The organism is Taylorella asinigenitalis ATCC 700933, assembly GCF_000687755.1.
GTDB classification, from domain to species: domain Bacteria; phylum Pseudomonadota; class Gammaproteobacteria; order Burkholderiales; family Burkholderiaceae_B; genus Taylorella; species Taylorella asinigenitalis.
In genome coordinates this window covers 101,528-113,973 of the sequence record NZ_JHXN01000001.1, presented here as the reverse complement: position 1 = coordinate 113,973, position 12,446 = coordinate 101,528, and the positions used below count along the sequence as shown (strand labels likewise).

Here is a 12,446-nt window from a genome sequence, read left to right as displayed (position 1 = left end):
TATACCCTGTATAGACTCATGAACTGTCATTATAATTGTGTGGTCAAAATAATATATAAGGATTATGCATGTTTATCCGTTTTGGTCTTGCCCAATTCAATCCAATAACAGGGGATTTCGATGGCAATGAGCTCCTTATGACTCAATACCTCGAATCTGCAGAACAAGAGGGGGTAGATATCCTCGTATTTCCTAAATTTGCCTTTTCTGGCTTTGGTTCGGACGGCCTTTATTTAAGAAGTGATTTCGTTAATAAAGAACATCAAATAGTTGAACATTTTGGCAAAGAAGTGTCCGACAATTTCAGTGGAACTATTTTCGCAACTTCCTTTAATAACGAGAACAATTGCGTTTATTCAACTTTAAAGGTAGTTGAAAGTACGCCAAGCCTAACATCCAAACACATTAAAGGCTACGATGAACATATATTTATCTCTTCTACAGAAGGGGATAAAAGAGTTGGATATGCTATTTTTTCTGGGGATGATTGGAAAAACCCTGCACATATTGAGAAATCTCTTTCTAAAGCAACTCAGTTTGCAATAATTCTCGATGCAAATCCATACCATTTAGAATCATTTTCTGAGACCCTTGAGTTATTAAAAACGAATATCGCATCTAAGGGTATAAAAGTTGTGTATTGCAATTTATTGGGCGGACAGGATGAACATGTGTTTGATGGTTTAAGCTTTGCCTTAGATGAAGGTGGCAATATTCACGCTCTCGGCCCTCGTTTTAAACAAGGCCTAAATATCTTTGATTTATCCATTTATGAAGAAGAGAGTAAAAATCAAAAATTCATCTCCTTTAATAAAAATAATCTAGATTCTGAAAAGACCTATGAGTTAACCTCAGGGGAAGCGGAGATTTGGTCCGCATTGACCCTAGCAACTAATAATTACATTAGAAAAAATGGCTTAAAGGAAATCGTCTTAGGTTTGTCAGGCGGGATTGATTCTGCAGTAGTGCTCGCAATAGCCTCTGATGCGATTGGTGCTCAAAATTGTCATGCTTTATCCATGCCATCAGAGTTTACTGCTCAGATGTCAAACGATGATGCAAAAAAAATGTGCGACACTCTTAATGTAAAGTACGATATAGTTCCTATAAAACCTATGTATCAAGGTATATATGATGCAATTAAACCAATTCTTAATTCGATAGAACCTAATTCTAAAGATGTAACTCTTGAAAATCTGCAAGCACGAGTTCGCGGGGTCATACTTATGGCCATAGCTAATCGTAAAAACGCCCTAGTTCTTAGCACAGGAAATAAATCTGAATCCGCAACTGGCTATTGTACACTTTATGGGGATATGGTTGGAGGGTTCTCAGTAATATGTGATGTTCCAAAAACACTAGTCTATGAATTAGCTAAATGGAGAAACACTCAGTCTGAGACCATTCCAGAACGAATTATACAAAGAGCTCCTAGTGCTGAACTTGCACCAGGGCAGGTGGATCAGGATTCATTGCCACCTTATGATATTCTTGATCAAATTATAGAAGCCATGGTAATCAATGATAAGTCATCAAATGAGATATCCGCTGAGAGTGGATTAGGCAAAGAAGAAATTGAAAAAACTTCACGTCTATTAAAAATAAGCGAATTCAAAAGAAGACAAGCGGCTCTAGGGCCTAAAATATCTAAACGTTCCTTTTTTAGCGGATGGAATGTACCAGTCACCCATAAATTTAAGTATTAATTATGAAACTTGTTACTGCAATTATTAAACCATTTAAATTAGATGAAGTCAGAGAGGCTTTAGGCGAGGTCGGTATTACAGGGCTTACAGTCACCGAAACCAAGGGATTTGGAAGACAAAAAGGCCATACAGAGCTATATCGAGGAGCTGAATATGCCGTAGATTTTTTGCCAAAAGTAAAGATTGAACTCTTGGTAAAAGATGATGAAGTAGACTCTGCACTAGAAGCAATCGTTGAAGCTGCCAAAACTGGAAAAATAGGAGACGGAAAAATTTTTGTCACTAATGTTGAGCAAGTTGTTCGAATTAGAACAGGTGAAACTGGAGAAGCTGCTATTTAATATGGATAAGGTTAGGGTATCAAAATTACTTAGCGAACAGGGGCTTTGTTCAAGAAGAGAGGCTGATGTTTTTATCGAGAGAGGCTGGGTAAAGGCTGATGGGAAGGTCGTATCATTAGGAGATAAGGTATCACCCTCAGCAAAACTAACCCTCGATAAAAAAGCTTTAGATTTGAAATCTAAGCAGGTTACTATAATTTTGAACAAGCCTGTTGGTTATGTCTCATCTCAGCCTGAGAAAAATTATAAATCTGCTCTTATGCTTATAAATAAAGCGAACCAATTTGACAGAGCACATAACGAATTTTCACCCGACCATCTTAAAGGATTAGCAACTGCTGGTCGATTAGATATTGAGTCTCAGGGCTTGCTTGTGATGACGCAAGACGGAAGCATTGCCAAACAACTAATAGGAGATGACTCTGAAGTTGAAAAAGAGTATATTGTGCGCGTCGAGGGAAAGCTTAGCGATAGGGGATTGCAACTTTTAAATCATGGCCTAAGTTTAGATGGTCAGCCACTTCGAGAAGCTGAAGTCGAGTGGGTCAATGATGATCAGCTTAGGTTTATTCTCTGGGAAGGTAAAAAAAGGCAAATACGACGCATGTGTGAATTAGTAGGCTTAAAAGTTGTAGGGTTAAAGCGTGTTCGTATGGGAAACGTAGCATTAGCAGACCTTCCTACAGGAAAGTGGCGCTATCTTAAGCCATTTGAGCGATTTTTGTAATTTATTTTCTAAAATTAAGCTTTAAAATTCTAAATGCAATACTTATTTACATTTACAATAAGACAATCCACTAATTTTTCTACGAGGTTTATATGAACTATAAAAGTTGTTTTATAGCGTTGGCAGTACTTTTATCTGGATGTGAAACAATAGATAATATGTTGGGTGAAACTCCTCAAACACCTCAAGTTCAAGTACCGCAAGTTAATACGCCTCAAATTGCAACTCAAGTACCAAACGCTAATCTCCCAGCTACTAATATAGATAGTTTAGGGCAGGGAACTGCTGTACCGCAATTTCCTCAAGCAAGCCAATCTTTTACACCGATTACACAAGCACCACCTGCTAAATCATCATCTACTTTTGTGATTTATGTAGGTTCTACAGAACCTGTACCTGGATTCACTCCTGTTGCTCAGGAAAACACTACTGTTTATGTTGATCCACGCCAAACTATTGTATATAGTGATTTGCAAGATGCATTAGCTGTTGTAGATCAGTACAACAGACCACACGTTAAACTTCAATTAAACGATACTGGGGCACGCAAGCTTAGCCGACACAGTGCAAACAATATAGGCAAATTCTATATAGCAACTATTAAGCAGAAATTAGTTTCTATTTTCCCAATTGATCAAATGATTTCTAACGGCTCTATAGCGATTCCTATGAAGAGTGCAAGTGCAGCACAAACTCTTGAACGTAGAATCCTAGACGGAGATTAATTTTTTAATCAAATTCTGCGATTACGGGGGCATGGTCGGAAGGTCGTTCATGCCCCCTTTGATTTTTATCGATCCAACTTTTGGTACACAAGTCTTTTAAAGCATTACTGATTAGAATGTGATCAATTCTAAGACCTGCATTTCTTTTAAAACCAAATTGTCTATAGTCCCACCAACTATAGGATTTAGGTTCTTGTTCAAACAATCTGAATGAGTCGTTTAAACCTAAACTAATAATCCTGTTAAAGTGTTCTCTTTCTTGTGGAGATATCAGTATTGGTCCTAAATATTTATTATGAATATCTTCATCTTTTGGGGCAATGTTAAAGTCACCCGTCAAAATTAGCCTTTTATAAAGTTTTAGTTGTTGCTCAACATAGTCTGATAAGGCCTCAAACCAACGCATTTTATATACAAATTTTGGACTCTCTAAATCACTACCATTTGGACAATATACATTGATAACTCTTAATGGTTCGCCTTTATATTCATAAGTAGCGGCTAGAAGTCTCTTTTGATCATCTTCGAGGTTTGGTAAGTTTTCTTGTATATCTCTAATAGGAGATTTACTTACTAATGCAACGCCGTTATAGGTTTTTTGACCCAATGAATATATTTGATATCCGATTTCTTCGAAAAGAGTAGGGTCAATTTTATGAGATTCAAGCTTTAATTCTTGGAGACATAAAATCTCGACATTACTATTTTGTAACCAATCTAAAACTTGATCTAGTCGAACGTTAAGAGAATTAACGTTCCAACTTGCAATTGAAAAATTTACCATTTAATAACTTTACCGCTAAATAAAGTAGGCCCAGGAGGGGCACTGATTTGAGCTGATTGTGATGAAGATATCGATTGTGCAACTGATTTTACGGCCGATTTTGGCTCTAATGTAATAAAGAGAGTATCACCGACAGAGATATCAAAATCATTTTTAATTTTGCTAGTAGAGTTAGGCGACAATAAACCAACTCCCGAAATCAATCCAGCTTTGTTTGTATGCCAAAGTTTGAGATCGCTTTTAGAATCTATATTTTGATTTACAGAGGGTATCACCTCAATAGTTTTATTAATTTTTATAAGATATGCTACTTGACTAGAGTTAGTTTGATTTAATACAGAAATCATCTTAGCTGGAGTGGCAAATGGATTACTAATAATGACCCATATGCACAAAGCTAATAATAGTAAAGATGCTAGTCTCCAAAAATTTCTACTAATCCAGCATTTTTTTAGAATAAATAGTAGTTTTGATCCAAAGCTTCCTTTAGTTTTTGTGTTCGAGTCATTTAACTCCAAGTTATCGTCCAATTCTTTAATCGCATCTGGATCAGCTTTCTCATTTTTAATAAGTGATTTTTGAATTTTTAACCAGAGATTTCTTGGTGTTTTTTTAGTTGAGATTTGCTTAAGGAATTCTAAAAAAAGATTTTCCCATTGATAAGTAAATTGATCAGCTTCAGGGTCAATAGCAATTTTTTTATTTAATTCTTGCTCTTCCCCCTCAGACAAGGTACCTAAAATTAGCTCACCTATTTTGTTGTTAAGGGGATGTGTATTATTAAAATCATGTATATGAGCTGATAGATGTTTTACGCCCATTTTTATTGAGTTTCTTAATTCTTCTTCACCCATACTTAGAGCATTAGCTACATCCTTAATATGGTGCGGAGAAAAATAAAGAGTCAAAAAACTAGTTTGAGTATGTAGAGGCAACTCTTCAAATACCCTATAGAAAGAGCCGTCTGAATTAAATTGTGACATCTCTCTTTGAATATTGTGAACTACTGTAGGAGAGGGGTGAAGAGACTCAATATGAGTTCTAGCAATTTGATTTAGCCCATATCTAAATATGGTGTAAATCCATCCACGTGCATTTAATTTTTCATTATAAAAATTTGCATTATTCCAAATCGCTGTAAATACATTAATTACAGCTTCTTGAGCGAGCTCATCTTTACCAAGAACTTGCAAAGCAAATGAATATAGAGAATCAGACTCTTCTAAATAAATATTTTTTAGAGCTTTGCGGTTGCCTTGAGCAACTGCAATAAGCTCCTTACCTAAATGATTACCGTTCATGGAAACTATTTTTTAAGATTTAATTTTTCAATAATTGGCTTCCATTTTGCTTCTTCAGACTCCATTTTCTTGCTGAATTCTTCTGGAGAGCTAGGAATTGGAGTCATATATTGAGCCTCAAGTTTTTGTGCAATTTCTGGTTTGCTTAGGGCATCGAACAAAGCTTTTTGAAGTTTAGATTTGATTTCAGGATCAACCTTACTTGAGATTACGTATCCATTCCAAGCTTCACTTGTGATATCGCCAGCACCAGATTCTTTTATAGTTGGTAAATCTGGCAATGTTGAACTTCTTTTATCAAATGCTTGTGCCAAAACCACTAGCTTTCCATCTTTAACTAAAGGCATAACAGATGGAGGATTCATAGCAGCGAATTGAGTATCTCCAGCTAAAAGAGAGTTAACTGCGTCGGGAGAGCCCTTGTAATGAATTGCTACAGCCTCTGTACCAGTACCTTTCAGAAATAATTCGCTTGTTAAATGAGATCCAGAACCCTTTCCTACAGTAGCAAAATTATATTTACCAGGCTCAGCCTTAAGTTTTTCTATTAGTTCAGATAATGTACTAACTCCCATAGATTTACTTGCAACTATGAGATTGGGTTGCGTAACCGCCAAAGTGAGAGGGGATAAATCAGTTTTAGAATTAAATTTAAGATTATCGTAGATATATTGGTTATACACTAATGGCCCATTAATACTCATACCAAAGGTGTATCCATCGGGCTTAGCATTAGCGATTGCTGCGGTGCCTATATTTCCGCCAGCTCCAGGCTTATTTTCAACCACTATGGTTTGACCCAATGTTTTACTTGCTTCAGAGGCTACCATTCGTGAGATTTGATCGGGGTTTGAACCAGGACCAAAAGGAACAATTAGATGAAGCTCTTTCGAAGGCCAGTTATCTGCCGCAATAGCAATGCTCGAACTTAATAATAAAGCCGATAAGCTTATAATTTTCTTTATATTTTTCATATTCATTCCTCTGGAGTTGGTATTCCGTACATAGTGTTGTAGTATAAATTTTTATTCAAATCTCTAGAATAATTAAATTTTGCTTGAATAAATTCCTTAAATGATAGAGTATTTTTTAAGTAGTTGTACCTATTTTCACATATTTTGAATTGATCTTCTTGAGCGGGAAACTCTTCGTAATTCTGTCCATAAATATAGACCATACAAATATAAGTGGCAATGTACTCGTCTATTTCTCGGTAATCATCTGACTCAACAAAATATTCTTTATAATTTGCGGGATCAAAAAAAGAGGGCACACTTACCTGAAAAGCAGAATCACTAGAAGCGTCTTTGAAGATTGTTGAATTCATAACAGAGAAAATCGACTTATTTGATGGAGACAAATTGCTAAATAAATCATAATTTCTATATTTATGAGAATATGCTCTTTTAAAGTTCTCATATAAATCTAGATAAAACCCCTCAAAAGCATCATAAGATACTGAATTTTGAAATTCTAGAACTGCCGACCTACATAATTTTTCCGCACTAGCTGGCGTTAGCTTATCTGAGGCTGGCCTTGATAAATAACATTGATCAAACAATTCCTGAGATATATCTGGAGGATAATGTTTGCTGAATAGGTTAAATACTAAGGTTGCAATTACGGCAATAATAATCGAAATAATTACTCTTTTATATTTCATGTTAAGGAGATTTAATGGTTTTACATCTTTAAATATATATATCAAAAGAGTAGAATATTTTGCTTGTTATTTCTACTAAAAGGACGTATTTGTGTATCAACCGCTAGCTGGATTAATATTTACTCTAGTTACTGTTACCTTATGGGCTGTGCTTCCGATTATTCTTCAGGGGCTGCTTCCAGAGATGAACGCAGAAACCATAGTGTTCTTTCGATTTTTGACAGCATCAATTGCCTTATTTTTCATACTCCTTTTTTCCAAAAAACTTCCTAACCTTAAAAAATTAAATAAGAATGATTGGCTAATTCTTATTCTTGGTGTTTTATCTCTATCCGGGAATTTTTTCTTATTTAACTACGCCTTAAACTATATTTCTGCTGCTACAAGTCAAGTTATCAATCCTCTTAACTCATTTTTCATGATATTCGCAGGTGTAGTAATCTTTCATGAAACTATTAAAAGATCAAATATTATTGGTCTGTTATTTGTAATCGTAGGTCTCGCACTGTTCTTTAACCAAAGATATCAAGACTTTTTAAACTTTAATGATTATGCCTTTGGTATATTTATTTCGCTTTCAGCAACTATGATTTGGGTTGTTTATGCGATGGCTCAAAAGATATTACTAAAGGTTTTAAAATCTCAACAAATTTTATTCTTAGTCTATACTGGATGTTTTATATGTTATTTGCCTATAGCAGATTTTGAGCAAGTTAATGGTCTTTCAACTTACGGTCTTTGGGCTTTAGTATTTTGCTGTCTTAATACTATCTTTGCTTATGGAGCTTACGGAGAAGCTCTAGCCCGATGGGAGGTAGCTAAAGTTAGCACTATACTTACCTTATTGCCTATTGCCACCATTATTGCCGCTCATATAGCTTCATTTATAAATCCTTCTAGGTTTCCTGCACCTGATTTAAATTTTCTAGCTTATGTAGGTGCCTGTTTGGTGGTTATCGGGGCTTTTCTTTCTGCAGTAGGGGACTATATTGCAAGACATTATCGAATCAAAAGGACATAAATTGTGATACGTAGGTTTTTATTACTCGTATTCTTCTGTACATTATCTTTAAACTCCTATTCACAAGACAAAAAACGTCCACAAGTAGCGACCAAAGTTTCAGTTGAAACCGTTATTAAAACCGAACTTAACTTAATTGTTGATTCCTTGGGTACAGCTGTTCCATCCGAAACCGTAATCGTTAGGCCTCAAATATCAGGTCCAGTAACTAGAATATTTTTTAAAGATGGTGCTCAGGTTGAAGCTGGAGAGCCCCTTTATGAGATTGACCCATCTTCACTGACAGCTAAACTTAATCAGATAAGATCCCAAGCCGTTATTAGTGAATCAAAGCTTTTAACTGCTCAACAAGATTTAAAAAGATATAAAACATTATTTAAACAGGATTCTATTGCCAGACAACAAGTAGAAAAACAGCAAGCCTTAGTAAATCAGCTAAAAGCAGAGCAGATAGGACTAAAAGCCCAAGTGGATCAAGCACAAATAAATCTAGACTACAGTATAGTAAAAGCACCAATAAGTGGTCGGCTTGGAATATCGACGATTGATGTAGGGAACATTGCCACAACAAATAGTCAGGAAGGTCTTGTGAGCATTATTCAAACTAATCCAATGGAAGTTGAATTTTCTCTTTCTGATAAATTTATTTCTAAGGTTGCCCCAAAATTTTATAAAGGTGAAAAGCTCAAGGTAACTCTTATAGATAGCACAAGTAAGGAATCATATGCTGAGGGTGAGCTTGTGTCATTGGATAATCAAATCGATACTAAAACGGGCACTATTAAATTAAAAGCGAGTTTTGATAATTCTGAATATATTCTTTTCCCTAATCAATTTGTAAACGTTAATCTCTACGTAGAGAATTTTAAAGATGCTTTAGCCCTAAAATCTGAGTCTGTTCAGTACGGTAAGGACGGACCTTTTGTCTTTAGAGTAAAAGCAGACAGCACTGTTGAGATGGTTCCCATCAAATTGGGAATTGTAGATAAGGGCTTAACTCAAATTGTCTCGGGTCTTGAAGAAAATGATAAAGTTGTGCTTGAGGGAGTGGATAGACTTAAGCCAGGCTCTAAAGTCGAAATAATCGAATAGGGTATTGGCTTATGAACTTCTCGGAAGTATTTATACGAAAACCCATTGCTACCACATTAATAATGATAGCTTTGCTCTTGGCAGGGCTATTTTGCTATAAACAGCTTCCAGTTTCTGCACTTCCTGATGTCGATTATCCTACTATTCAAGTTACAGCTCAATTTCCTGGAGCTAGTCCTCAAACTGTTGAAAAACTAATTACATCTCCCCTTGAAAAGCAATTGGGTCAGATGGCTGGGATCGAACAGATGATTTCCAATAGTATGGCTGGAGCTTCTGTTATTACCCTTAAATTTGGACTCGATATTGAAATGAGTGTAGCTGAGCAGGAGGTGCAAGCAGCACTTAATGCTGCTTCAAATAGTATTCCTGATGAACTACCTATGCCTCCCGTTTATAACAAAGTTAATCCTGCGGATACTCCTGTATTAACTATAGCGATAACATCGGAAACATTGCCACTACATGAAGTCAGAGATTTGGTAGAGACGCGGATTCTTCAGGATATTTCACAAATTTCTGGAGTAGGTTTAGTTAATATTTCAGGCGGGCAAAAACCTGCTTTTCGTATTCAAGTTAACCCAAATGCACTTGCTAGTAGTGGTTTGACTTTTTCTAATCTTCGTTCTGCTATAGATCAAGCCAATATCAACACACCATTAGGAACTTTAAATGGTGAACAGAAATCCACGACTATTCATGCTCAAAGCCAACTTCAGACTGTGGAAGACTATGAAAATTTAATTATTGCTTTTCAAAATAATGCACCCCTTAGACTTAAACAAGTCGCTAAGGTTGTTAGGGATGCAGAAAATATCTATCAATCCGCTTGGATTAACGATAAACAGGGCATATTACTTAATGTTCAAAGACAACCTAGTGCAAATGTAATTGAGGTTGTAGATGAGATTTATAAAATTTTGCCTGATTTACGTGCATCTCTGCCTCAATCTATAGATTTAGAAATAGTAGGGGATAGAACGGAGTCCATTAGACTATCTATTGATCATGTTAAGAATGAACTATTATTGTCGGTACTGCTCGTTGTTTTAGTAACTTTTGTATTTTTAAGAAGTCTCACTGCTACCTTTATTCCATCAGTAGTTGTGCCTCTTTCTTTGGTTGGCACCTTTGTAGTGATGTATTTTTTAGGGTATAGCCTAAATAATCTGACTCTTATGGCCTTAACCATTGCCACAGGGTTTGTTGTGGATGATGCCATTGTAATGATTGAGAATATCGCTAGGCATGTCGAAAACGGAGAAACGCCATTTAATGCGGCCCTTAAGGGATCTAAGGAAATTGGTTTTACCTTGATTTCTTTGACATTTTCACTAATTGCCGTGCTCATTCCCTTACTATTTATGGGAGATATTTTAGGGCGATTATTTAGTGAATTTGCAGTAACTCTTGCTGTTGCTATCGTTATATCATTGCTTATCTCATTGACACTTACACCAATGATGTGTGCAAGACTATTAAATAGTAAGAATAATTTGTCTGAGAGTAAGCAATATAGAGGGTTTCATGGACTGACTACCAAAATTATTGATTGGATTATTGATTTATATGCAAGAGCACTGGAAGTAGTATTAAGAAATCAATTCATAACATTAGTCATTGCCATCTTAACGCTTCTTATAACTATTTTCTTATATTTATATATACCAAAAGGTTTCTTTCCAGAACAAGATACAGGGCTAATTCAAATAGTATCATTAGCTGATCAATCATCATCATTTGAAAAAACATCTCAAGCACAACGGGAATTGATGATTGATATAAAAGCAAATCCTAATGTTCAAAGCGTAACTTCATACGTTGGAGTGGACAGCACAAATTCGACCATAAACAAGATCAGGATGCAGGTAGTTTTAAAACCTCACTCTGAACGCTCAAGTGTAGATACAATCCTTGGAGAATTAGATGAAATCGCCCAAAAACATCCAGGATTAAAGACTTATATATTGCCAAGTCAAGATTTAGCCCTAGATACAGCTGTATCTCAAAGTCGATACCAGCTTACATTGTCTTCAATAGATAAAGAAGAATTAAGCGAATGGATTACACCATTTATGAATAAATTGAGTTCTATCGATGGAGTTAAGGACGTAGTTAATAATTTACAAACCAATGGTCTTGAAGCAAGAGTGGTTGTTAATAGAGATTTGGCTTCTCGCATGGGAATTACTATAGGTCAGATTGATGAAGCGTTATATGATGCATTTGGCCAAAGACTAATTTCAACTGTGTTTACTCAAGCCAATCAATATCGAATAGTGCTTGAAATAGACCCAAATTTAAGTAAATCTCCAAGCGACCTATCAAATATCTATTTGAAATCAAATATAAGTGGCAATTTGGTTCGTCTTACTGATATCGCAAATATTGAAATAGGGACCACATCGCTTGAAGTTCAAAGAGTCGATCAATTTCCTTCTACATTAATTTCATTTAATCTTAAAGATGGATTCGCTTTATCTGACATAATCCCCCAAGTCACGGAAATTCCGTCGCAAATCAATATGCCAGAAAGTGTTTATTTGGATTTGCAAGGCTCAACGGCGGCCTACACATCATCCCAAGCAAACACATTATGGTTATTGCTTGCAGCTATATTTGTTATGTATATCGTCTTAGGCGTTCTATATGAAAGCTTTATACATCCTATAACAATTCTCTCTACACTTCCTTCAGCCACAATTGGAGCTTTATTAGCACTTATATTCGTGGATATGGAGCTTGATATGGTGGGGATAATTGGGATTATTTTGCTTATTGGTATTGTGAAAAAAAATGCGATTATGGTTATCGATTTTGCTTTAATTGCAGAAAGAGAGCAGGGGCTGTCTCCTAAGGATGCAGTAAGGCAGGCCGCACTTATAAGATTTAGGCCTATTTTTATGACCACATTGGCAGCACTTTTTGCTGCTATTCCTTTGATGTTATCTACTGGAGTAGGAGCGGAACTTCGCACACCCCTTGGCCTAACGATGGTTGGTGGTTTGATGTTAAGCCAAATTCTCACCCTTTTTACGACGCCCGTAATTTATCTATATTTCGATAGATTGACGAAGAGATCATAA

Annotated in this window: 11 protein-coding genes; 7 read left to right on the top strand and 4 right to left on the bottom strand. The window is 35.8% G+C overall.

The window, feature by feature from the left end:
• Positions 1 to 68 precede the first annotated feature (68 nt).
• The 4 genes from T432_RS0100550 (at position 69) to T432_RS0100535 (ending at position 3,499) form a co-directional block, all read left to right on the top strand.
• Positions 69 to 1,706, top strand: coding sequence for an NAD+ synthase (locus T432_RS0100550; RefSeq protein ID WP_028883732.1), 1,638 nt, complete (start codon positions 69 to 71; stop codon positions 1,704 to 1,706).
• Positions 1,707 to 1,708: 2 nt separating this feature from the next.
• Positions 1,709 to 2,047 (top strand): P-II family nitrogen regulator, encoded by a 339-nt coding sequence (locus T432_RS0100545; protein ID WP_015551057.1) that lies wholly within the window; start codon positions 1,709 to 1,711, stop codon positions 2,045 to 2,047.
• 1 nt (position 2,048) lies between these two features.
• Entirely contained in the window at positions 2,049 to 2,774 is a 726-nt protein-coding gene (locus T432_RS0100540; protein ID WP_015551058.1) for a pseudouridine synthase, read from the top strand.
• A 92-nt stretch (positions 2,775 to 2,866) separates the two neighbouring features.
• A complete protein-coding gene (locus T432_RS0100535) occupies positions 2,867 to 3,499 on the top strand; it encodes a SecDF P1 head subdomain-containing protein (RefSeq protein ID WP_028883731.1) in 633 nt (210 codons plus the stop codon).
• A 4-nt stretch (positions 3,500 to 3,503) separates the two neighbouring features.
• Here the strand turns inward: T432_RS0100535 and xth are convergent, their stop codons facing one another.
• From xth to T432_RS0100515, 4 genes are read right to left on the bottom strand one after another with little or no spacing between them, the layout of a single operon-like run.
• Positions 3,504 to 4,283 carry an exodeoxyribonuclease III gene (xth, locus tag T432_RS0100530; RefSeq protein WP_028883730.1) on the bottom strand — a complete coding sequence of 260 codons (780 nt, stop codon included), beginning with the start codon at positions 4,281 to 4,283 and terminating at the stop codon, positions 3,504 to 3,506.
• A complete protein-coding gene (locus T432_RS0100525; RefSeq protein WP_028883729.1) occupies positions 4,277 to 5,584 on the bottom strand; it encodes a sigma factor in 1,308 nt (435 codons plus the stop codon). Before T432_RS0100525 ends, xth begins: the two co-directional genes overlap by 7 nt.
• Before the next feature lie 5 nt (positions 5,585 to 5,589).
• Complete coding sequence (locus tag T432_RS0100520; RefSeq protein ID WP_028883728.1) at positions 5,590 to 6,558, bottom strand: Bug family tripartite tricarboxylate transporter substrate binding protein; 969 nt, start codon at positions 6,556 to 6,558, stop codon at positions 5,590 to 5,592.
• Between the two features lie 2 nt (positions 6,559 to 6,560).
• The gene (locus T432_RS0100515; RefSeq protein WP_028883727.1) at positions 6,561 to 7,247 is read right to left on the bottom strand and encodes a hypothetical protein; all 687 of its coding nucleotides are present in this window, start codon (positions 7,245 to 7,247) and stop codon (positions 6,561 to 6,563) included.
• A gap of 91 nt (positions 7,248 to 7,338) precedes the next feature.
• On the opposite strand from T432_RS0100515, the gene T432_RS0100510 reads away from it, so the two are divergent.
• From T432_RS0100510 to T432_RS0100500, 3 genes are read left to right on the top strand one after another with little or no spacing between them, the layout of a single operon-like run.
• Complete coding sequence (locus T432_RS0100510; RefSeq protein ID WP_014111508.1) at positions 7,339 to 8,268, top strand: DMT family transporter; 930 nt, start codon at positions 7,339 to 7,341, stop codon at positions 8,266 to 8,268.
• Between the two features lie 3 nt (positions 8,269 to 8,271).
• Positions 8,272 to 9,360 (top strand): efflux RND transporter periplasmic adaptor subunit, encoded by a 1,089-nt coding sequence (locus T432_RS0100505; protein ID WP_028883726.1) that lies wholly within the window; start codon positions 8,272 to 8,274, stop codon positions 9,358 to 9,360.
• An 11-nt stretch (positions 9,361 to 9,371) separates the two neighbouring features.
• Positions 9,372 to 12,446 (top strand): efflux RND transporter permease subunit, encoded by a 3,075-nt coding sequence (locus T432_RS0100500; RefSeq protein WP_028883725.1) that lies wholly within the window; start codon positions 9,372 to 9,374, stop codon positions 12,444 to 12,446.